Source organism: Fervidobacterium nodosum Rt17-B1 (genome assembly GCF_000017545.1).
GTDB lineage: Bacteria > Thermotogota > Thermotogae > Thermotogales > Fervidobacteriaceae > Fervidobacterium > Fervidobacterium nodosum.
The window spans coordinates 24,116-46,075 of record NC_009718.1 but is presented as its reverse complement, the minus strand read 5'-3'; the positions used below and the strand labels follow the sequence as shown (position 1 = coordinate 46,075).

General features: G+C 32.4%; 18 protein-coding genes, 2 tRNA genes and 1 pseudogene. 11 read left to right on the top strand and 10 right to left on the bottom strand.

Annotated elements, in window-relative coordinates:
- Nucleotides 1-9: 9 nt before the first annotated feature.
- From FNOD_RS00235 to ndk, 4 genes are read left to right on the top strand one after another with little or no spacing between them, the layout of a single operon-like run.
- On the top strand, nt 10-471 hold the full coding sequence (locus FNOD_RS00235; RefSeq protein ID WP_011993235.1) for a methylated-DNA--[protein]-cysteine S-methyltransferase: 462 nt from the start codon (nt 10-12) through the stop codon (nt 469-471).
- The gene (locus tag FNOD_RS00230) at nt 468-2,528 is read left to right on the top strand and encodes a transglycosylase domain-containing protein (RefSeq protein ID WP_011993234.1); all 2,061 of its coding nucleotides are present in this window, start codon (nt 468-470) and stop codon (nt 2,526-2,528) included. Before FNOD_RS00235 ends, FNOD_RS00230 begins: the two co-directional genes overlap by 4 nt.
- Nucleotides 2,528-3,067 (top strand): hypothetical protein, encoded by a 540-nt coding sequence (locus FNOD_RS00225; protein ID WP_011993233.1) that lies wholly within the window; start codon nt 2,528-2,530, stop codon nt 3,065-3,067. Before FNOD_RS00230 ends, FNOD_RS00225 begins: the two co-directional genes overlap by 1 nt.
- Entirely contained in the window at nt 3,049-3,492 is a 444-nt protein-coding gene (ndk, locus tag FNOD_RS00220; RefSeq protein ID WP_011993232.1) for a nucleoside-diphosphate kinase, read from the top strand. Before FNOD_RS00225 ends, ndk begins: the two co-directional genes overlap by 19 nt.
- Before the next feature lie 64 nt (nt 3,493-3,556).
- Here ndk and FNOD_RS09750 read toward each other — a convergent pair whose 3' ends face one another.
- A complete protein-coding gene (locus FNOD_RS09750) occupies nt 3,557-4,600 on the bottom strand; it encodes a Na+/H+ antiporter NhaC family protein (protein WP_202965505.1) in 1,044 nt (347 codons plus the stop codon).
- Nucleotides 4,601-4,615: 15 nt separating this feature from the next.
- Nucleotides 4,616-5,173, bottom strand: coding sequence for a Na+/H+ antiporter NhaC family protein (locus FNOD_RS09745; RefSeq protein WP_202965504.1), 558 nt, complete (start codon nt 5,171-5,173; stop codon nt 4,616-4,618).
- A gap of 99 nt (nt 5,174-5,272) precedes the next feature.
- On the opposite strand from FNOD_RS09745, the gene FNOD_RS00210 reads away from it, so the two are divergent.
- Nucleotides 5,273-5,713: a M15 family metallopeptidase gene (locus FNOD_RS00210; protein ID WP_011993231.1), complete on the top strand. Its 441-nt coding sequence runs from the start codon at nt 5,273-5,275 to the stop codon at nt 5,711-5,713.
- Nucleotides 5,714-5,772: 59 nt separating this feature from the next.
- On the opposite strand, the gene FNOD_RS09630 is transcribed toward FNOD_RS00210, so the two are convergent.
- Nucleotides 5,773-6,723, bottom strand: a complete 951-nt coding sequence (locus tag FNOD_RS09630) for a DDE-type integrase/transposase/recombinase (RefSeq protein WP_011993230.1) — start codon at nt 6,721-6,723, stop codon at nt 5,773-5,775.
- 125 nt (nt 6,724-6,848) lie between these two features.
- Between FNOD_RS09630 and FNOD_RS00200 the strand changes: the two genes are divergently transcribed.
- Nucleotides 6,849-7,328 carry a ferritin-like domain-containing protein gene (locus FNOD_RS00200; RefSeq protein WP_011993229.1) on the top strand — a complete coding sequence of 160 codons (480 nt, stop codon included), beginning with the start codon at nt 6,849-6,851 and terminating at the stop codon, nt 7,326-7,328.
- A gap of 57 nt (nt 7,329-7,385) precedes the next feature.
- Here FNOD_RS00200 and FNOD_RS00195 read toward each other — a convergent pair.
- Nucleotides 7,386-7,461 (bottom strand) — tRNA-Asn (locus FNOD_RS00195).
- Nucleotides 7,462-7,608: 147 nt separating this feature from the next.
- Entirely contained in the window at nt 7,609-8,721 is a 1,113-nt protein-coding gene (locus FNOD_RS00190) for a DUF445 family protein (protein WP_011993228.1), read from the bottom strand.
- Between the two features lie 93 nt (nt 8,722-8,814).
- On the opposite strand from FNOD_RS00190, the gene FNOD_RS00185 reads away from it, so the two are divergent.
- Entirely contained in the window at nt 8,815-9,555 is a 741-nt protein-coding gene (locus FNOD_RS00185) for a pseudouridine synthase (protein ID WP_041256719.1), read from the top strand.
- A 35-nt stretch (nt 9,556-9,590) separates the two neighbouring features.
- On the opposite strand, the gene FNOD_RS00180 is transcribed toward FNOD_RS00185, so the two are convergent.
- Nucleotides 9,591-9,666, bottom strand: a tRNA-Asn gene (locus FNOD_RS00180).
- A 156-nt stretch (nt 9,667-9,822) separates the two neighbouring features.
- Between FNOD_RS00180 and FNOD_RS09315 the strand changes: the two genes are divergently transcribed.
- Nucleotides 9,823-11,328: a sensor domain-containing diguanylate cyclase gene (locus FNOD_RS09315; RefSeq protein ID WP_011993226.1), complete on the top strand. Its 1,506-nt coding sequence runs from the start codon at nt 9,823-9,825 to the stop codon at nt 11,326-11,328.
- 136 nt (nt 11,329-11,464) lie between these two features.
- Here FNOD_RS09315 and FNOD_RS09625 read toward each other — a convergent pair whose 3' ends face one another.
- Nucleotides 11,465-12,403 carry a DDE-type integrase/transposase/recombinase gene (locus FNOD_RS09625; protein ID WP_011993225.1) on the bottom strand — a complete coding sequence of 313 codons (939 nt, stop codon included), beginning with the start codon at nt 12,401-12,403 and terminating at the stop codon, nt 11,465-11,467.
- A 124-nt stretch (nt 12,404-12,527) separates the two neighbouring features.
- On the opposite strand from FNOD_RS09625, the gene FNOD_RS00165 reads away from it, so the two are divergent.
- A complete protein-coding gene (locus tag FNOD_RS00165) occupies nt 12,528-12,731 on the top strand; it encodes an FmdB family zinc ribbon protein (protein WP_011993224.1) in 204 nt (67 codons plus the stop codon).
- A 66-nt stretch (nt 12,732-12,797) separates the two neighbouring features.
- Here the strand turns inward: FNOD_RS00165 and FNOD_RS00160 are convergent, their stop codons facing one another.
- A complete protein-coding gene (locus FNOD_RS00160) occupies nt 12,798-12,998 on the bottom strand; it encodes a cold shock domain-containing protein (RefSeq protein ID WP_011993223.1) in 201 nt (66 codons plus the stop codon).
- A 311-nt stretch (nt 12,999-13,309) separates the two neighbouring features.
- On the opposite strand from FNOD_RS00160, the pseudogene FNOD_RS00155 reads away from it, so the two are divergent.
- A pseudogene (locus FNOD_RS00155) lies at nt 13,310-14,497 on the top strand (ISL3 family transposase).
- 196 nt (nt 14,498-14,693) lie between these two features.
- A complete protein-coding gene (locus tag FNOD_RS09310; protein WP_049750976.1) occupies nt 14,694-16,610 on the top strand; it encodes a putative glycoside hydrolase in 1,917 nt (638 codons plus the stop codon).
- Nucleotides 16,611-16,680: 70 nt separating this feature from the next.
- On the opposite strand, the gene FNOD_RS00140 is transcribed toward FNOD_RS09310, so the two are convergent.
- Both FNOD_RS00140 and FNOD_RS00135 read right to left on the bottom strand, forming a co-directional pair.
- On the bottom strand, nt 16,681-18,642 hold the full coding sequence (locus FNOD_RS00140; protein ID WP_011993221.1) for a GumC family protein: 1,962 nt from the start codon (nt 18,640-18,642) through the stop codon (nt 16,681-16,683).
- A 37-nt stretch (nt 18,643-18,679) separates the two neighbouring features.
- Nucleotides 18,680-21,892, bottom strand: a complete 3,213-nt coding sequence (locus FNOD_RS00135; RefSeq protein ID WP_011993220.1) for a polysaccharide biosynthesis/export family protein — start codon at nt 21,890-21,892, stop codon at nt 18,680-18,682.
- Nucleotides 21,893-21,960 lie beyond the last annotated feature (68 nt).

Here is a 21,960-nt window from a genome sequence, read left to right as displayed (position 1 = left end):
GGTATATTCATGGATAAATACGAAATTTTTTCTATTAGATGTGAAATCGGTAGTATTCTTGTCTATACTAACTCAGAGATTTGCGAGAAAATAAGTTTCACAGAAGAGTCCATTCCAGAAAGTGGTGACAACATATTTACAAAGCAAATTAGAGAATATTTAAATAGAGAAAGAAAAATTTTAGATTTTCCAGTCAAATATTCAAGTGGTCCTGTGTTTACACGAATATGGAATTATTTGAGAGGAAATGTAAGTTATGGTAGAATAGTAACGTACTCAGAAATTGCAAAAGCATGCAAAACTAACCTACGTGTTGTGGGATATGCTATGGCATCTAATCCTCTTCCATTGTATATTCCGTGTCATAGAGTTATTGGTAGTAGAGGTATCGGTGGATATTCTGGAAAAGAACATAATATAGACGGTATTAAATGGAAAAAATACTTCTTAACTTTGGAGGGATCACTTTGAAGAAATTGTTAGTCTTCTTAGTAACTACCATAACTGTAGGAATATTAGTTTTTATTTTCTTGGCAAACATATATACAAGTTACACAAAAAATTTAGAAAAACCCGTTAACAAAATTCCGGCAAGTTTGGTTGTAGAATACGCAGACGGTACACCTTTATACACCCCAAAGACTATTTGGATTGATTTTGCTGATATTCCAGCTCTCTTGAAAGACTCTATAATAGCTTCTGAAGATAAGAGGTTTTATTCTCACAGTGGAGTAGATATAAAAGGTATAATTCGTTCATTCTTCGTTATACTTACAACCGACGAAATACAAGGTGGAAGTACTATAACTCAACAACTTGCAAGAACAATTTATCTTTCAACAGAAAGAACGTGGAAAAGGAAAATAAAGGAAGCTCTTATCGCATTTTGGTTAGAGCAAAACTATTCTAAAGAAGAAATATTGGAAATGTATATCAATTCAGTTTACCTTGGAAATGGCATTTACGGATTTCCTGCGGCAGCTAAATACTACTTTGGTAAAACACTTAACGAACTTAATCCCCTTGAAGTAGCAATGCTCGTAGCTACGCTTAGATCTCCTGAAAATGCGAATCCAACAAAACCAAAATTGAACGAAGAATTCACTAAGATCGTTCTTAAAAAAATGTTTAATGCTGGTGTCATTTCCGAAGAAGAATACAATAGTTCTTCGAACAAGATAGGAAAAGAAAGTATTCAATACGTTGGTACATTTAAAAACACATTTGATGAAGAATTATTTTGGATGGTTGTACTCGAGTTAAAAGAATTAAATTTCGATCTTGGAAGTCTAAGAAACGGTTTTAGAGTTAGAACAACTATTGATTGGAGACTACAAAAACTACTTGAAAAAAATTTAGACAAATCCAACATGGCAGGGCTCATAATTGAACATACAACAGGAAAAATCAGAGCAGCTTACGGCCTTGGAATACTTTCTGGTAGAAGACAGATTGGTTCGGTTATAAAGCCACTTTATTATTATCTTGCTTTTATGGGTGGATGGAATAAGAACGATATTTTGGAAGATAAACCAATTACCATAGGACTGTGGAATCCTCAAAACTTCGATAAGCAATTCTGGAACGTTGTAACTCTTGAAAACGCACTTATATATTCTCGAAACGTTCCTTCTGTAAATCTATTTATGCAACTAGGTCAAAACAATGTCAAGAATTTTCTAAAAAATACTTTAATGATTGACGGTTACTATCCTAATGACGCAACTATATCTCTTGGGACTATCGAAACATCACTCGTAGATGTTGCAAAAGGTTTTGAAGTTATATTCAATGGAGGCGTGGTTTTAAGACCAAAGTTAATTGAATTCGTGAGAGATAAAGACGGGATAAATTATTACTCTTACACGCCGGAAATACTCAATGTAGTTAAACCACCAAAAGGTTTTGAGGAACGCACACCAGTTGAAGCGTCTATTTTAACTCTTCAACTTATGGAAAAAGTCGTAACAATGGGAACAGGTAGATCTGCAAACATACCAGGAAGAAAAATATATGGGAAAACTGGTACAGCTGAAAAGAACGCTTGGTTTGTTGGTGGAGATGGAAGATACCTCTTCTTGTTAACAAAAGATGGTAAAAACCTTACGGGTGGAGGAGACGTTGCACCAATATGGCGTAAAATAGCTGAAAATACAGAAATAGGAACCATTCAAATATCACTTCCGATTAATAAAACTATTCGGGAAGCTGTAAAAAAACAGGATAATTCAACAGAACAAATCTTAAATCCAACTACAACACTAGACACAACAACAAATTTGGAAAGCCAACTATCTGAAAATCAGAATCAAGGTATAACTCAGAATGAACAAACTGCAAGTACGAATAAATATGATGATATTTATAAAAAAATTAGAGAACACTCAATCACAGTTGATGAAATTGTTGACATATTAAAAACAATAGACTCAGAAACTCAACGCGAGATACTCTCAAAAATTAACGAGATTGATCCTACGTTTGCCTCAGAGGTTTATTTAAAACTATTAGGTGGAGGAGAGTTCTGATGAAATTTTTCTACAATATCGAAAGAATTGAGAATTACGAATACATTGTTGTTAAAGTTGAAGAAAATAACATAAGCGGTACAGGGGCAATTTTACCTATAAGAAGGAAGGGAGAAAACTACAAAATTTTTATGGGAGTAATCGAAGAATACAGAACTATTATTGAACATTCAAAAGCCGAGGATGTATTTCTCATCTCGAAAATTCTTGAAAAACATTTTCCAAATCATCCAAAAGTTGTTTTCGGCATACAAGCCGCTATGTTGTCTTTATTTTCCAAAAAATACCAATTTAATCTCAACCAATTAATTGGTGGACCAGAAGTTCCAAAAAATGAAAAATGTGGAGAGCTTGTTTTTCCGGAAGAACTTGGTGATGTTATGCTTGCAAAATATGTAAACTTCATAGATTCAGAAACAAAATCAGATAAGACATTCGTCATGACAAGATATCCGAAAGATGAGATGGGAGAAGTACTTAGTGCTCTTTCAACAAACTACAAAAATCTGGAGGTGGTATCTTGGAAAGAACTTTTGTAATTCTTAAACCTAACGCTGTTAGACGTGGGCTTGTCGGTGAAATATTGAAAAGGTTTGAACAAAGAGGGATAAAAATCGTAGGTTTAAAATTTCTTAAAATGACCCGTGAGCAAGCTGAAAAACTTTACGAACCACATAAAGGAAAACAATTTTACGATGAATTATTAGAATTTATGCTCAGCGGTCCTATAGTCGCCGTTATACTTGAAGCCCCAAGATGTCTGGAACTTGTGAGGCACATTGTTGGGGCCACCGATCCATTAAAAGCAGAAGCAGGTTCCATAAGGGGAGAATTCGCATTAACAGTAACAAAAAATCTTATACATGCAAGTGATTCTACCGATAATTTTATAAGAGAATCTTCAATATTTTTCTCTCCAAGTGAAATAATAGACTATTATTTAGATGTCCAAGACGATATATAAATGTATATATAAATGCAAAAGAGCCTCGGAGAATCCCGAGGCTCTTTTACATTATAAAATCTATTTATTTAATTTCTTTTGGTTTCCAATATTTAGAAACTATTTCGTAAGCTATGAAGAAGACTACGAGAGATGAAATAAGACCAGCTATAACGTTATCAAAAATACCAGCGACGAGATATCCAACAGCAGAGACAAGCATTACAAATACAGCGTAAGGAATTTGTGTTGCCACATGTTCAAGGTGTGGGCAAGAAGCTCCCGTTGAAGAGAGAATTGTTGTATCAGAAATTGGAGAACAATGGTCACCAAATATTGCCCCACCTATTGCTGCACCTATTGAGACTAATGCAGTGTTCATAAGACTTGCACCTGTCTTTTCAGCCAAGGCTATAGCAATTGGGAATGTAATTGGAATCATTATAGAGAACGTCCCCCAACTTGTGCCTGTAGAGAAAGATATAGCAGCTGATATAAGAAATACAGTAACAGGCAAAGCCCACATTGGAAAACCACCCTCAGTAACAACTTCTGCAAGGAATTTTGAAAGGCCCAATCCACCTTCCGTTGCTGGTGTCTTAATAACACTACCAATTGTCCAAGCAAGCGTAAGAATAACCAATGCAGGAACCATAGATTTTATACCAACTATAATAGCTTCTCCAACCTTTTGAATTGTCAAAAGTCCTCTAATCATAAAGTAAATGGAAGAAAAGACAATTGTAAAAAGAGAGGCATAAAATAAAGCTTTTGATGCATCCTTGTTGTTAAATGCTTCTTTTAAAGTCATTGATTGAACAGCCTCTTTAAAGTTATGAATATTCTCTCCATCAATTGCGCCAAGATATGTTGTTATAGGGAAGAAAATCACCGCAAGACCAACTAAAACTAAAATAGGAAGGATCATATCTATCGCCTTTGCTCTTTCTTTAACAACGATTCCTTCTTTAATCTCTCCAGTTGGTTGTCCATACTTCTCATTATATAAACCTAACCCTTTAATTGCTCTTTCCTCACTCAGATACATTGGTCCAAAATCTTTTCTCAAAGTTGTCTGTAGAACCATTAATATCGCTAAAATCGCATAGAGATTAATTGGTATAAGCATAATGAAAAATGTAAATTAACTGACGCCAAGTTTGCTAAAGCCATCAGAACTTTTAATAATACTCATAATTGTAACAACCCAACTTGAAATTGGTGCGAGAACACTCACAGGTGCCGCTGTTGAATCAAGGATATACGCAAGTTTCGCACGTGAAATTTTTTGTTCATCAGTCACAGGTCTCATAACTGTACCAATAGTAAGTGAATTGAAATAATCATCGATAAATATAAAAATACCAAATAACCACGTAATGATAAGCGTTCCAACTCTACTCTTAACTTTTGAAGCCATCCAACGTCCAAAAGCATTTGCCGCACCTGTTGCTTGCATCAAACCAACAAATGCACCAAGCAAGGCACAGAACAAAACTATTCTTATATTCCAACTATCGTTTAAGGAATTCGCAATACCATCTGTTGCACCAATAAGAGCTGTTATAGGATTCCAGTTGTTAACTATGAGATAACCAACAAAAACACCAGTAAAAAGTGAAAATACAACTTCTTTCGTTAAAAGAGCAAGTACTACTGTTAATACTGGCGGTAATAAGCTTAACCAACCGTAATGTTCCATCAAAATTCCCTCCCCAGCTTAGGATTAAATAAGAAAAATAGAATTTTATTTTATTATATCACACAAATGCTGTAGATATATTATTACAGGGGTGATAACATGGAAAACAATTTAGAAAAACTTGAAACATCATTTAAAAAATTAGTTTACAAATTTCTTTCGGAATGTCAAAGACAAGGCATCCAGGTAAAAATATACAATACTCTACGAACGAAAGAAGAGCAGTATGCACTCTATCTCCAGGGGAGAGCACCTTTAGAAGTTGTCAACGAAGCACGAAAGAGAGCAAAATTGAAACCAATAACCCAATCAGAAAACAAAATAGTCACTTACTTAAAAAACTCTCCACATTGTTATGGATTGGCATTTGATTTTGTTCCTATAATAAACGGAAAAGTTGTCTGGAATAACGACAAGATATGGGAAAAATGTGGAAAAATTGCTGAAACATTTGGTCTTGAATGGGGGGGTCGTTGGAAAAATTTTCCTGATAAACCACATATTCAAATGAAAAATTGGAAAAAATATATTAGAATATGATATAATAAATTATGTATTCATATTATGTGTAATTTTTCACATCATCCATATTGATAGTGTTAACTTGTAGTGATGAAAGAGTGTAATTGTGAAAGAATGCGATTGATATTGCCATTGTGCGTTTTCCAAAGATTCTTCACTACACAAAATCCTTGAATATATTTCGCTAAGTTCTTCGTATTCTTCAGCCCTCGCTTGAGTCGGAAAAAGTCTTTCAACAATGAAAACTTAGATTCACATTGATTGTTTTTACCGAGCGGTACCACTACGTGATTGATATTTCTGAACAACAGCTTTACTGCACTTTCATATGCACCAAGTCCATCAGTAATAAGTTCAATGTTTCTAGGTTTTGAATTACCAAAGAACTTCTCGAGCAATACTTTGACTTGTCCCATATCACGATACTTTGAGACATGCCAACAAAGAATTAAGTTAGTTTCGTGATCAACTAATAGCCAAACATAGTACTTTTGTTCTTTGAACACAAGAACAGTTTCATCAGCATGAACTGAGAAAACATTTTCGATGGTAAATGTTGGAAAAAGTACAGAGAATAAAGTACACAATTTAATAACCCATTTGTATATGGTGACATGAGATACTTTGATATTAAGAGAATGAGCAAGAGAGCGATAAGACATATTGTGTTTCATATACAAAACAAAAGCCTTTAAGACGAAAAAGATAGGGAAGCGGAAATATTTAAATTTCTCAGGAATAAGGGTGACTGGTTCGGGGAGGTTAAAAGGTACTCTATCTTTGGTACGACAAGCTCTACAACGGAAGACAACGAAAGAGCGACGGACTTTGTAAATTTGCATAGATTTACCACAAGAAGTGCATTTGGGATAAGGGAAAGGGAAGTTTTTGCGTTTTTGAGAATGGGAGAGTTTGAAAGAATGATGGCAGAGTTTGCAAAGGAATTGTTGGTTACCGTATTTGTCATGACCGTTTTTGTATAAGCTGGTGGAACCGCATTTTGGACAAGAGAGCGTTGAGTTGTTCATATCGGGATACCTCCTTTGTCGAGAGTTGGTTGGGGGGTGTCCCCTCTTTATAAGGATAATGCGGTTTTTGGAAAGTTTCAATACTTTTAGTTAACATTATCTCCATATTTTGAGGAGGTGCAAACATGACAGGTAAGGAATTACTCTCAATAGCGGTAAAGGTTGAAAGCACAGGTTACTCTTATTATTCAAAGCTCGCTGAAAAAGCTTCGGGAAATTTAAAAACATTGTTTCAAGAATTAGCTAACCAAGAAAGAGACCATGCAAAAAGGTTTGAAGAAATCATGAAAAAATACGAAAACGATTCTAATTTTGCAACATGGCAAAATGAAGAAGTTTCAGGATATGCGGAAACCTATGCTAAAGCTTTCATATTCCCAGAAATCGAAAATGAGCAAATGCCGGAAACTCTTGTTGCAGCAATTAGAAAAGCTATCGAGGTTGAGAAAGATTCTATCATTTACTATAACGAACTAAGGTTAATCGTTCCAGATCCAAAACCTGTTGAAGAAATCATAAAAGAAGAAAAAGAACACTTAAGAAAACTCTCAGAAAAACTTACGGGCGAGGATATTTCCATGTTCAGTGAAGGAAGTATGATATAATTAGTTATATAAACAAAAAGAGCGGTTTGAAAACCGCTCTTTTATTTTTTATTCTATTGGCTCCGGCGGAGGGACTCGAACCCCCAACCTAGTGGTTAACAGCCACCCGCTCTGCCGGTTGAGCTACGCCGGAACTTGCTGAATCCATTATTTATTATAACATATTTTTCTTTTTTGTCAAGAACATATTTATTTAAAACATATTCAGAACTTATATATCGATATAGAATATATCACAACACGAGAAAATGTCAATACTCGTTATATTTAGTTTCAAACCTTAAAAAATTATCTGGAAAATGCTGATAAGCATTCCTAAAGGTATTCCAAATATTTCTACGTATCTCAATTCTCTTTTTGCAAGTTTTAATGTAACTTCTTCCATCTCTTCTAATGTGTAACTTTGTATTTTCTCTCTTATTATCTCTTTGAAAGATATCTTTTCAAAGAACTTCTCGAATGAATCAATTATCTGATTTTCGTATTTTTCGATAAGATAAATCAAAGTTTTATTTATGTCTAAGCCAAAATAACTAAACAAACTTTTTATGTTAATTTCTTTTTCCAACAATTCCTTAAGCTTTTCTGAAGTGATATTGAAAACACCAAGTTTAACTTTTTGTACAATTTCTTCAAATTGATCAAATGTAATAATTTCTTGAATTTTTTTGTTGTATAAGTTTTGCTCAATCATTTGTTTTAGGTTATTGTAAATTTCTCCTCTTCGTTGAATATCGTTTTTTAATTCGTCAAAGAATCTATCTGTTAACGGTTCAAAAAATGAACCAACTGGAATGAAAAGGATTTTTACCTTAGAAAGCAATAAATTTTTAATTTTTTCCTTTAATGAATCATCTAAAAAATTGTCAATATTGTTGATGATAATTTCTGAAAGATTAATATTTGTATCTGAAAGTTTTCTCTCTTTTATCAGATTCCATAATTTCTCTTCGTTAATTTTATCAAGTACAAAATCTGTAATTTCCTTTTCTAAATTCATATTATTCGTTAGACTTTTTATTGGTGGAATAACAATATCCTTAGAATTTAAAAAAGCAATTATCGAATTCACAAAATCTTCTTTGTTTTTTTCTATAAACTCTCTTAATGATTTTGGATTTATAAATTCATCTTCAATTATCTTTGAAGCACTTTCTGCGATTTCATCTCTCTTTTTAGGTATCACTCCCTGAAATCCTAAAATTTTCCTTTTTGGATTAAATAGCATCCAGATTGCAAGCACATTCGTAATGTATCCAACAAGACCTCCTATAGATAAAAGACCGATAATTTTAAATACATAGATACCAAATTTTGAGTAAATATTGTAACTTATCAAATACATTAAAAATAGCATCCAAAATAAGAAATCTTTTGCAAGTTTTCTAATCATATTCTTCCTCCTTGCTATAAAACTTTCAAATTAATTTTGAATTCTAAATATATTTTTTCAACACTTTCAGTATTTTTTCATGATAAAATATCATTGAAAGGAGATGAGAATATTAAACTACAAAAGTACTTACAGTTGTGTGGTTTTGCAAGAAGAAAAGCCGATGAATACATAACATCAAAAAGAGTGATCGTGAACGGTAAAACTGTAGATGAACCCTGGTTTGAAGTAAACGAGGATGATAATGTTTTGGTAGACGGAAAAATTTTAAAACCAAATCAATTTGAGTATTATGTTCTCCATAAACCAAAAGATTACGTGACGACTCTATTCGACCCAAAGCAAAAAAAGACTATAGGAGAACTTATTAAACATATTAAAACACCTTTGAAACCCGCAGGAAGACTTGATAAAGATGCAACTGGTGTGTTAATCCTAACAAACGATGGCGAATTAATAGACATTCTCACAAACGCAAAATATAGAGTAAAAAAAGAATACATTGTTAAAGTCAAAAGTGTTGTTAGCGCTGAGGAATTAGTAAAATTGAAAAAAGGTATATATGATAAAGGAGAATTCTTAAAGTTAGAACATTTTAAAATAATTGAGAAAAGTTCTGAATATTCAATTGTAAGAGTAGAATTAATAAAAGGGAAAAAACACGAGATAAAAAGACTTTTTAGTTCCATAGGTCATAACGTATTAGAATTAAAAAGAATATCTCACGGGCCAATTTCTATTTCCCTTGTTCCAAATGAAGGAGATTTAAAGAAAATAAAAGGAGAAAACCTCGAAAAACTTTTAGAGCTTAAAAAATTACATGTTGAAAAATAAATGGAGTGCTAAGCACTACATTTTCATTTACTTATTGGCTCCGGCGGAGGGACTCGAACCCCCAACCTAGTGGTTAACAGCCACCCGCTCTGCCGGTTGAGCTACGCCGGAACTTTAATTAGCTGTGATTCTAAAGTTTGTTTAGAATTATAATCTTTCAACACTTCGCTTGATATTTTAAAATAAACTTTGTAAGTTGTCAAGTCAAATGATATAATTTCTAATGTAAAAATTCATCTTCAAAGATTATTCAGGGGGAAAAATCAGATGAAAGAAGAAAGAATACTTATAAACCAAAGAATTAAAAGAATCTTTACTAGTTCTTTGATTATATTCTTTTTCGTCCTGATTTTATTTAGTTTCATTACCTTAAGAAATTTGAAAAGAAGTGTCGAAATTGATAATCACTTTTACTCTTCTACCATCGATTCTATAATTCAACTAAATTCAGAAAAACTTGAAATTTTAGCAGAAGAGTATTCTAAGAATGAAAAAATAATTAGTTTTATAACAATGGAAAATGACCAAAAACAGCTAGATAATATATTTAAATCTCTTATCTTAAGTCAAGATGTAGATTTCGTAGCTATTTACTCAAATGAAAAATCGGTTTATATAAACTGTGAAAACAAAATTCTACATAGCTTCTTATTAACTCTGAATTTTCAGAAAAATAATGATTTTGTTCACTCATATGAACTTTCAGAAAGTTTACTATTCCCATTTGAGTATTACGCATATCCTATATTAAAAAAAGATAGTGAAACACAAAAACGAAGAATTGGTACAATACTTTTAGGAAGGTTCATAAACATTGAAAGACTATTAGAGTTGGAAAGATTAACAGCATCAAAAATTACTTTTGAAACTGATCCAAAAAAAACTTTAAAACCATTCGGAATAACTTTGACTTACTCAAAACCATTGAAAAACTCACAGAATAAAATCATAGGATACATTGTAGCTCAAAAACCATCAGAAGCTTTCAAAGTGACTTTTATAAATCTATCTATATTTACAATTATGTTTATACTCCTATTTATTTTCTTACTTTATATGTCAGCATATTTTGTAACAGACACAGTTGTGACACCTCTTCAAAAAATCGAATACGCAATCCAAAACAATACACCTGATGTTATAGAAAGATACGTTTACCAAAAAGATGAAATTGGTGAATTATCACGAGCTATAAAACATTACTTGGAGCAGAAAGAACAAATTAATATTTATCTTAAAGAACTTGAAAGTAAAAACGCAAGTTTGCGAATGCTAAATGAAGAAGTTAGAAAGCTTTTGGAAAAAGACACTCTAACAGGACTTTTAACACGTTATGTGTTCAATTCTCAAATCGAAAGGTTATACGTTTCAAGCAAAGCTGACAAGATACCTCTATCTGCAATTTCAATAGATGCTGATAATTTCAAAAAGATAAATGATACTTACGGACATGCTGAAGGAGATGAAGTATTAAAGAAAATAGGAGAAATTATTCTAAAAAACATAAGATTAAGCGACTTCCCAATCCGAATGGGTGGAGAAGAAATATTGATTCTTCTTCCAGAAGCAGATATAAATGCTGCATATTCGATAGCAGAAAGAATCAGAAATAAAGTTCAGGAAGAATTTAAATCAAAACCGTACACAGTTACAATAAGTCTTGGCGTAACACAATTAAAACCAGAAGATACAATTGAAACCTTTTTAAAGAGAGCAGACGACGCACTTTATGTTTCAAAAACTAATGGAAAGAACCAAACAACAATATTTTGATATTCTAGGTTTTATAATTTGTTTCACTAATTTCTTTATTTTAAACAATATTTAACTAAGAATAATCTTGAAAATATAAGCACTTATTGTTATAATTTGATAGAAGAAATAATTAAACTTGGAGAAATTGATGCTGTTAACTAGTAGTGATGATGGAAGCTAAAGCTGTAATCATCTCATTTTCGTTCTCATATAACTTGCATAGGTTCCTTACTACACAAAAACCATTTACATAGTACCGTATGTTGCTAAATTTCTTGAAGCTCCTTTTCGCTCTAACAAACATCTTAAATAACGAAAATTTCGATTCACATTCGTTGTTTTTACCTAGTCTTACTTCTCTGTGCTCAACATTATCAAAATTTAGTTTTACTGCTATCTCGTACGCTTTTAGTCCATCGGTTATTAACTCTATTTGTGTGTTTTGTTTTCTTTGACTAAAGTATTTATCTAACAATATCTTAACTTGTGACATATCACGATATCTTGATACATGCCAAGCTACTATTAAATTCGTACCATGCTCAACTAATAGCCACACATAGTACTTTTTGTCTCGAAATACAATAACTGTTTCATCACCGTGAACTTTAAATACATTCTCAAACTCAAAAAGCGAAATAACAGAAGATAACTTGATAATCCATTTGTAAATAGCGACATGAGAGACATTGATATTCAAGCAAGCTTTAATAGCACGAAGAGAAAGGTTGTATTTGAAGTACAAGATGAAAGCTTTGAGAATGATATAGATAGGGAAACGGAAGAATTTGAAAGGATGAAAGTTGAAAGGCACAGGCTGAGGAAGAGAAAGTGGAACAGAAGTTTTGAAGTTGCACTTTCTGCATCTGAAACGAACGAAATAACGGCGGATTTTGTAAATTTCCATGACATGGTTACAATGAACACAACGAGGGTAAGGGAAAGAGAAAAGTTTGTGTTTTTTGGTGAAAGAAAGTTTAAAGTAACGCTTGCAGTCTTTGCAAAAGAAGATTTGGTTTTTGAACTTATCATGACCGTTTTTGATGAAGTTAGAAGAGCCACAATGAGGGCATTTGAGTTGGACATTAGTCATGTCGGGATACCTCCTTATTGAGAGTATATTGGGGGGTGTCCCCTATTTAAGAAGATAATATGATTTTTGAAATTTATCAATACCTTTGGTTAACAAAATCGAGAAATTAAGGAGGTGTGTATATATGCCAATGTACAGATATGTTTGTCAAAAATGTGGGAACGAAGAAGTACACCTTCATGGTATAAACGACTCGCCAAATATAACATGTACCAAATGTGGACATTCTATGTCAAAAGCAATAAGTAGGGTAGGAATAGTCTTTAAAGGAAGCGGGTTCTATATAACTGATAGCAAAAAAACAACTACAGAGACTAAAAGCGAATAACTAAACAAAAGAATAGTAATAAAATAAAGCCCCCATAATGGGGGCTGAATTATTATCGACCAAGGCTCACTTTATAACTTTAACATTGGCTGCTTGAGGACCTTTTTGACCGTTTTGAACTTCAAATTCTACCTTGTCGCCCTCTTTAAGTGTTTTGTAACCTTCTGCTTGAATAGCGCTGTAGTGAACAAAAATGTCCTCGCCGTCTTCTTTCGTGATAAAACCGTAACCTTTCTTTGCATCAAACCACTTAACTGTACCTTTCATGTAAAACGCCTCCTAAAATCTAAGTTTCTTTGTTTCTTTCCGCCGTAATCTTGGCGGTTGATTTATTATACACCCCTGTATGAAAAAAGTCAACTATTTTTTCTTTTTTGAATTTCAAACATCAAAATATCTTCCATTCAATAAATAATTATGTTATAATTTCTTGGCTTAGTTTAATAAACTTAGGCTCTATAATAAATATTGGGGTGGGTAAAAAGGAAAAAATATAGCACTTATTCTGAATGCCTGCTATAATAAAAACTGTTTTATGACAAAAAAACACTCAAAAAGAAAGGAGGCATCCAGAATAAGTGCTCAAATCTAATTATATCACTGAACTTTTAAAATCGAAAGATATTATTCTTCACCAAATGAATGAGAATGAAAGTGAAATAGAACTTCACATAAGTCAGGTACAAAAGCCCCACAAATGTCCTAAATGTGGTAATATTACAAGTAAGGTACATGATTATCACACACAGAAGGTAAAAGACGTACCTATAATGGGCAAGAAAACATATTTGATTATAAGAAAGAGAAGATATGTCTGCAAAGCATGTGGGAAGAAGTTTTTTGAACACATAAGTTTTTTAGGCAAATCTCAAAGGATGACAAATAGACTTGCAGCATATATTATAAGTCAACTTGGAAGTTTAACAAGTATGAAAGAGATAGCAAAACACACAAATGTTTCAGTGACAACAGTTATGAGATTGTTTGATAAAGTAAATCCAGGTCAAACTGTAGATGAGTTTTCTTCTGAAGCAATATGTGTAGACGAGTTTAAAGGCAATGCAGGTGGAGCAAAATATCAATGTATATTTGTAGATCCTGTAAAAGGGCAAATAATCGAGATTTTGAAAGATAGAAAGCAAAATATTTTAATTGAGTATTTTAAGAGGCTGAAAGGTAGAGATAAAGTAAAATATTTTATCTGTGATATGTGGAGACCATTTGTAGAGGTAGCAAAAACATATTTTAAAAACGCTAAAATAGTGATAGACAAATTTCATTTTACCCGATACGTTTATTGGGCTTTAGAAAATGTGAGGAAAAGGGTACAAAAGGAATTAGGAAGTAATTTGAGGAGATATTTTAAGAGGAGTAGGAAGTTATTATTGAAGAATTATGAAGAACTTGAGCCTGAGTAAAGAGAAGAATTAGAAGTAATGTTTTGGTATAGTCAAGATTTGAGGAAAGCCCATCAACTCAAAGAAGAATTTAAGAGAGTGTTAAAGAGCAGTAATTCTGAAGAAGCAAGACTCGTATTAAAAAAGTGGATAGAGAGAGCAGAGCAAAGTGGACTTTCTGAATTTATGAGATGTGTAAAGGTTTTTAGGAGCTGGTTTTCGGAGATAGTAAATGCATTTGATGTTCCGTATACTAATAGTATGACAGAAGGTTTTAACAACAAAATAAAGGTACTAAAGAGGAATGGATTTGGATACAGGAATTTTGAAAGATTCAGGAAGAGGATTTTGTACAGTTGTGGTAGATAAGTTGAAAAAGTTGAATATTTAAAAACCCACTATATGAGTGGGCAAAAGTGGTATTAGTTTTTTTAGATTTGATTGCCTATAATATACATTAATAACATTTAATGTATGCTTGAAAAAGCTAAAAAGGTGGGCATTCAGAATACCCACCCCACTACTTGACAAAGAGCCTAAACTTAAAAGGGGGGAATTTTTTATTTTGTTCAAAAAGACCAACCAAGAAAAACAGGAAAAAAAGTGGTACAAAATCGTCAATAGAAATTACCAACTTAGCAAGAAAGGAAAGTTGACCATGAAGAGAATAAATGCCGAAAAAATAGCAAAAACTGCAATAATTCTTTTTGTAACTTCTCTTGTAATAATTGCTCTCCTGTTTTCATATATAGCAGTCAATATTCTTTCGGAAAAAGCTTTTGCCAAGAAAGCGCAGATAAACGAAAATAAAAATCAAGAATCAAAAGAAAACTTAACTCTAAATAAAAAAGAAAACAAATTTGAAAAAGAAGAAATAAGAACTGCAACTGCAACAACAATTGAACAATTAACCGTTCCTATCGATGATGCTAATAATACTAACACAGAGGCTACAAATACTTTTATCAAAAACGACAATAAAAATAATAATCTAATAAAAATTGAGCTTTCAGAGGAATCATCACCTTCAACAAATTTAAACAACGCAAATATTGTTAATTTGAACAGTAAAGAGGATACGAAAGTTACAAATGTTGAAAAAAATAATCTGAATAAAAATGAGGAACCAAAATTGGAAGAACAAGAAACAACTAATAAGATTTTATCATATTCAGAAAAAAACAATAATTTGACAATATCATCACTTAATCAATTGGGATTTATAAACGCTGGAAATGTTAGTTTATTTGATTCACCAGAATCTAAAAAAGAGATAGCTAAAATTCGTTACGGAACTTTCGTAAAAGTACTTGAAAAATATAATGCTACTGATACAACATACAATCGTATTGTATATTCAGATGATGAATCTTCCGAAAAGCAAGGATGGGTAAAAAGTATTTTTATAACAAACATTTCAAGCTATATAAAACCATCATCTAGCAATATAGTGTTTGAACCTATTAAAAAAATACATGGTAGAGTAAAAAATGTGCGCGGTATTTACATTTCATACTCTACAGCAACCACAAAGTCTAATTTACTTGAAAAGTACTTAAGATTTGCGAAAAGAAATAATATTAATGCCTTTGTAATTGACGTTAAAGGTGACGATGGTCAGTTGTTATTTAAATCTGAAGCTGCGAATAAACATGCACCCGCAGCAAACAATTTCGCCGTATATTCAAAAGAAGAATTAAAAGAAATAATAAATACACTAAAGGCAGAGGGAATTTATTTGATAGCCCGTATCGTGTGTTTCAAAGACCCTACTTATGCTCGTACTCATAAAGACAAGGCAATTATATATAAAGATACAGGAGAATTATACACTGGTATTTACAAAATTCCATGGGCTTCAGCTTACGATAGAGAGTTATGGAATTACAATATAGAAGTGGCAAAAGAGGCAGCAGAAATAGGTTTTGACGAGATACAATATGATTACGTTAGATTCCCGGAAATATCAAAGGAACTTCGCAACAAGGTAGATTTGAGAAATCAAAGAAATGAAACAATGTTCGAAGCTATATATAAATTCTTGCTTAAATCAAAAATTGAGCTTTCAAGCTACAATATACCACTAGCCGCAGACATATTTGGACTTGTTCCAAATGTTGTTGATGACCTTGGAATAGGCCAACAATGGGAACTTATATCGAACGTTGTAGATTATATTTGTCCAATGGTTTATCCAAGCCATTACGCGAATGGTTCTTTCAAATTACCAGTTCCAGACGCATATCCGTATGAAACTGTATATAATTCTGTGTTAGGTGGTGTAATTAGAAATAGATACCTTCCGTCTCCTGCAAAGATACGCCCCTGGATTCAAGCTTTTACAGCTACGTGGGTTAAAGGACATATAACTTACGGAGAAAGTGAAATTAGAAAACAAATTAAAGCACTAAAAGATCTAGGAATAAATGAGTATATGTTATGGAATGCATCTAATAGGTATATAGAAATGAATTATGAATAAAATTAATCAAAGTTTAAATAAAAAACAAGGCTTCGGTAAAATACCGAAGCCTTTTTTATAAGGTTATGTTTTACTTTACCAAAACAATTACTAAATCTTTTTCCATTTTTCCAAATTTCATAATTAAATCCATTAATTCATATTTTTTAGTGTTATCCTTGATTGTTAAAACAACAATTTTATCTACGTGTTTTGCTGCAGTATAGATATTCGGATCATCGTAATTGGGTAATTCAACAACCACAAATTCATATTCTTTCTTGAGACTGTTTAAATTTCTTGAAAATTCTTCTTCTGTTTTGCCCACTAAAACACCTTTTAAAGCGGGCTCACTAATTATACTCAAGCTTTCATGCACTTGATATGATGATATATTTTCTTTCTTATCTTTTGTTATCAAAACTGTTGACATAGCATTTGAAATATAATCAGCAAATTTAAGTGGCAACTGTACTTCCACGTTCGAAACATTTGTGAAACCAACAATTTTAGGCTCCTTTTCGTTAAAAAGTTTTACAGCAAGCTCTTTTAATGATTTTGAATTTGAATTATTTGACTTTGAAAGTATTGTAATTTCATTCTTAGTAAATATCACAGGCTGTATTGCCAACAATCTTTTAATATCTTCTTCGTCCCTTATCACTTTGTCACTTGCCTCTCTTAGAAAGATACCGAGTATACCTAAGAAAATCCCAAGGACACCACTTACTGCAAGGACAAGTTTTTTATCTGGCTTAGAAGGTTTTTCCGGTATAATTGGTTCTTCAACTACGATTGGAATTTTAGATGTCAAGCCTGCTTCGGAGAGTTTATATTGTTCGTATTGAAGTACTAGTTGAGAATACAATTGTTGTTTAATCGTGTAATCTCTCTGCAATTTTATATACTCTTGTTCATATGCTGGAAATTTTTTTAAATTTGTTTCAATAACATCTATTTTTTTCTTGATAGCTTCATATTGCACTTTACTTATTTCGTATTGCAGTTGTGCTTGCGCTAAGTTAGAATAAAGTTCTGAAAGTACGGGATCGCTGCTATCAATTTTGTTTGTTAATTTATCTTTTATTTCCTTCTCAAGTGCTTCCTCTGTCTTTCTAATCATTTCTTTTACTCTTTGAACTTCGGGTGCGGACTCACTGTAAGTTTGTAACAAACTCGAAAGTTCAATATTTAAATCAATGAGTTTAGCACGGAGTTCTGTTATAACTTTACTTTCTGGTGTATAAGAAGACTCTGAAATTACCCCCTTTGTTTGTTTTATTTGATTCTCAACTAATTTTATCGTTTTTTCATAAGATAATACCTTCCCTTCCGCTTCAAACAATTCATTATACAAAATTATTAACCCTTTGCTCATTTCTTCGGCTTCAACTGTGGGAGCTATAGATTTTTCCTCCTTGAATTTCTGAATCTTATCGCTTATTTGCTTTATTTCCTCCTCCAATAGAGGAATTTTCTTTTCTAAAATTTCTTTTGTGTACGATTTTTCATCTTTATTCAACTGTCTTGTAAATTTCAAATAATTATCAATAAGTGAATTCAACACCTTGCAAGCTAGTTCTTTATCTGTGTAAGTAAACGACACTCTTAACAGTGATGTATTTTTCTCATTTTCTACTTGTATTTTCTTTTCGAGTATTTTAGTGATAATATACTCTTCATTTATTTTCTGTGCTTTTTTCGGATTTTTAACTTTTTTTCTAAAATAATCTACCAAATTTTGCTCTTTGATAACACTAAAAAGAACAGGTCGACTTTTCATTATAAATTGTTCATCAGCAATCTGCGGGTTGGATGTTCCAAGAATCAAGGCGGCGGTTCCACTTAATTGAGTAGTACTACCAGCACTTGAAACTTTTATAAGTGCCGAGACTTCGTATTCTGGTTTAGCTATGAAAAATATATAAACAGCGCTCAATAAAATTGTAATCAAGAATATAAAAACACCTAATTTATATCTCCTTTTAAATATAATAAGTATGTCCTTCAAATTTAACTCTTCGTTGTTCTTTTCAAATTCCTCGAAATTCATAGCTGCATACCTCCAATATCATCTTTTTTATAATTTATTATTTAAATAATCCGCTAACGTTGTTATAGAAAGTTATAAGATTATTTATAATTGGTATCCATTCAAGCGCGCTCTTGAATATGTCTGATGGGACGTATATCACATCACCAGGTTCAACTATCGGATTGTCCGTTAGTGTGCCACCTGAAATAGCTGCACTCAAATTGACTTTAACAGGTTTCCCATTCACTCCACCTTTGTAAAGCCATACACTCGCTGGTGCTGCTTTTTGAGCAAAGTATCCTGCCTGAATTATCGCCTGCAATACCGTTGTGTTTTCGGTAAGTTGTATTATACCAGGTTTGTTGACTTCACCCAATACATATGCAAAATTTTCTGGAGTATCCAAAATTCTTACAACATCTCCTGGTTTTATGTTGTAACTTCTTGCCTGAGATATATCTTTAAGTTCGATGGTACTTTTTTCTGTACCACTTAGCAATTCCAATTTTCTATAATTCTTATTTACACCAAATTTTGTAAGTAATTCATAAAGTGTTATGGCTTTATCCGAGTATATCATATTTGGTTTGCCGTCAGCTGTTATTAGATAGATATAATTTTCTCTATCCACATCGAATGTCAGTATTGCACCATTTTCTAATTGAATATTCGTTAACTCTGTCCATTGAATTGTTTTTATCTCACCGTTTACTATTATATTTATCTTATTGCTTATACCTTCCTTTATACCTCCGATTTTACTAATGAGTGTTCTCAGATCAAACTCTTCGCTCGCATTAAATTTAACAAGACCGTTTTGCACTCCTTTACCGAATACATAAACATAATTCGGTTCTTTGGTAGTTACATAGACAAAATCTCCATCCTCAAGCATTGCATTTTCAATTCCTTTGTAAATTTTTTCAGCATCGTATTGTGCTAATACTTTCCCATCACGCATTACAACAACTTTATCGGATGTGTAATAAAGTTCAGGTCCAATCACAAGCCCGCCAAGTTTAGCAAAGAGCGTTTTCAAATCGGGAGTTTCATAATAATCGAATTGTACTCTTCCCGTTGTTTTGATATACCCCATCGCCGTTACAAACAACGGTCTTTTCAAAGAAACGTTTAATATTGAACCTTTATCAATAATTTTATTTTCTCTCAAATCTATTTCTTTGTCTCCTAAAGTTATCTTGTCAATTCTTCTCAAATCGTTCAAACCAACTTTTGCAAGTATTTTTTGTATTGTTATTGGCTCATTATAGTCAAATGTTACGTAAGCTGAGACATCTCCTGTAAGATAAACTGCGTTATTTTCAGCACGCTTTACAACAACTGTATCGTATTTTTCAAGTGGCACGTTGACTTTCTCATATATTATTTCGTTTACAGAATAATTTATTTCTTTACCATTACGTATCAACGTGATACTATCTATACTCTCAGGTTGGGAAATTCCAAGCTTTTTAACCAAATACGCAAGTGTCCGAGGCTCTTTGTAAGATAGTTGAATAACCCCAGCATTTGTACCTATTGTATTCACAACAAATGGTTCGTAAACAATTTGAATAATATCACCCAGAGAAAGTTCGTAATCTTTATTGTTGTAAATCACGTCTTTCAAATTCAATTCTTGATTATTATTTATTATAGCTTTCCCTTCGTTTTCAACATCTTCGCTTGGTAAACCAACTTTTGCAATAAGAAGTTTTAAGGTTTTCGCTTCTTGTGGTTCAAAGTAAACTTTACCTTTTATATTTGCAAGACCTTGAACATAAACATAAAATTCTGGATATTTTTTAATATTAACTACATCATTATTCGAAAGTATGTATTTATCAAGATTATTAAAGTCGACTTCTTTATCGTTAATCTTTATAGATTGAATCCACTTAATTTGGTCAGTTTGTATTCCTCCTATTTTTGTAAGAAGTCCACTCAGCGTTTTTGGTTCATCTGGTTCAAATGTAATTATCCCTGTTTTAAAATCTCCAGTCAAGTAAACCTTAAACTCTGGATATCTCCTTATTTCGACCACATCGTTGTTATTTAATATAATCTCACTAGCTTTTGATATATCGACCGCTTTATTATTTACTTTCACTGATTCTATCCATTTATATTCTGATGTCTTAATTCCACCAATTTTTGTAAGTAAAACTTCAAGTGTTTTTGACTCATCTGGTTGAAATACAATAATTCCTGTTGAAATATCTCCTTTAAGGTACACTTTAAATTCTTGATATTTGATAACCTCAACTATACTTCCTATTTCCAATTTAACTAAAGAAGCATTGGAAAGTATGGCTGGGTGGTAATCTTCTACTTTACCGTTTGGGGAAGTTATCCTTATCTTCTCCACCCATTTTTCGTTTTCTTTTGATATTCCTCCAGCCTTTGCAAGCGCAAGCGCAAGGTTCATATCTTCTTCCACAGAAAATGTTTTAATCCCACTTGAAGGAACAAACCCAACGACATACACAAAACGCTCTTGCCTCTTAGGTATATACAACGAAGCACCAGCGGAAAGCTTATAATCAACTTTTCCAGCAATTACATCCTCAAGATTAACCGTCTGTGACTTGCCATCGACTGTAAGAACTGAAGATTCTATTTTAGCTATTGTTTTGTCAATTACTCCAAGCTTTATGAGAAGATACTTTAAAGTCATCCCTGGCTCGTAAGGTGTTAATAGAGTATAAGCTCCCGTGACTTGAATAGGCATATCATACTTAAATGGGGGGAAGTATATAATATCGCTTTCCCTCAGCACAATATCGTTCGTAATCTTACCTTCGTAAAAATACGGAATCATATCAAATTTTGTAGACTTTCCATCGCGCGTAACTGTTATGTTTGAAAAATCAATTGGTGAATTTTTATCTATGGAAAGATATGAAAATAATTTTGAAAGTGTCAGATTTGGTATAAGGGAAATATCAAAAACCCTGTTTAAAACACCTTGAATGTAAATATTCATGGGTGCGTATCTCACTACATAAACCGTAATTATAGGATCTTTTAAAATATTCTTGACATAAGGTTCTATAAGGGTTTTAATTTCATCAACAGTTTTACCCTCTACTTTAATATTCCCAGCAAATGGATAAGCGATTGTACCATCATTGGCAACCTCAACCGTTCTACTCAACGATGGTTGGTTAAAAACTTCAATGGCTATAGTATCACCAACACGCACTTTGTACGCAAATACACTAACAACTAAAAGTATCACAAGACAAGCAAGTAAACTTTTTTTCATAGTTCTTAGCCTCCCCAAAAATATTTAAATTTTACAATTATCATCGAATGATTATACCATACCAATTC

What these genes read in the sequence shown, in the direction of transcription:
- FNOD_RS00190 (WP_011993228.1), bottom strand. Translation starts at nt 8,721, where the DNA reads ATGATTAGAAAACTTGCAAAAGATTTCTTATTTTGGATGCTATTTTTA.
- FNOD_RS09315 (WP_011993226.1), top strand. Translation starts at nt 9,823, where the DNA reads ATGAAAGAAGAAAGAATACTTATAAACCAAAGAATTAAAAGAATCTTT.
- FNOD_RS00210 (WP_011993231.1), top strand. Translation starts at nt 5,273, where the DNA reads ATGGAAAACAATTTAGAAAAACTTGAAACATCATTTAAAAAATTAGTT.
- FNOD_RS00200 (WP_011993229.1), top strand. Translation starts at nt 6,849, where the DNA reads ATGACAGGTAAGGAATTACTCTCAATAGCGGTAAAGGTTGAAAGCACA.
- FNOD_RS00225 (WP_011993233.1), top strand. Translation starts at nt 2,528, where the DNA reads ATGAAATTTTTCTACAATATCGAAAGAATTGAGAATTACGAATACATT.
- FNOD_RS09630 (WP_011993230.1), bottom strand. Translation starts at nt 6,723, where the DNA reads ATGAACAACTCAACGCTCTCTTGTCCAAAATGCGGTTCCACCAGCTTA.
- FNOD_RS00160 (WP_011993223.1), bottom strand. Translation starts at nt 12,998, where the DNA reads ATGAAAGGTACAGTTAAGTGGTTTGATGCAAAGAAAGGTTACGGTTTT.
- FNOD_RS09750 (WP_202965505.1), bottom strand. Translation starts at nt 4,600, where the DNA reads ATGCTTATACCAATTAATCTCTATGCGATTTTAGCGATATTAATGGTT.
- FNOD_RS00235 (WP_011993235.1), top strand. Translation starts at nt 10, where the DNA reads ATGGATAAATACGAAATTTTTTCTATTAGATGTGAAATCGGTAGTATT.
- FNOD_RS00140 (WP_011993221.1), bottom strand. Translation starts at nt 18,642, where the DNA reads ATGAATTTCGAGGAATTTGAAAAGAACAACGAAGAGTTAAATTTGAAG.
- FNOD_RS09625 (WP_011993225.1), bottom strand. Translation starts at nt 12,403, where the DNA reads ATGACTAATGTCCAACTCAAATGCCCTCATTGTGGCTCTTCTAACTTC.
- FNOD_RS09745 (WP_202965504.1), bottom strand. Translation starts at nt 5,173, where the DNA reads ATGGAACATTACGGTTGGTTAAGCTTATTACCGCCAGTATTAACAGTA.
- FNOD_RS00135 (WP_011993220.1), bottom strand. Translation starts at nt 21,892, where the DNA reads ATGAAAAAAAGTTTACTTGCTTGTCTTGTGATACTTTTAGTTGTTAGT.
- FNOD_RS00165 (WP_011993224.1), top strand. Translation starts at nt 12,528, where the DNA reads ATGCCAATGTACAGATATGTTTGTCAAAAATGTGGGAACGAAGAAGTA.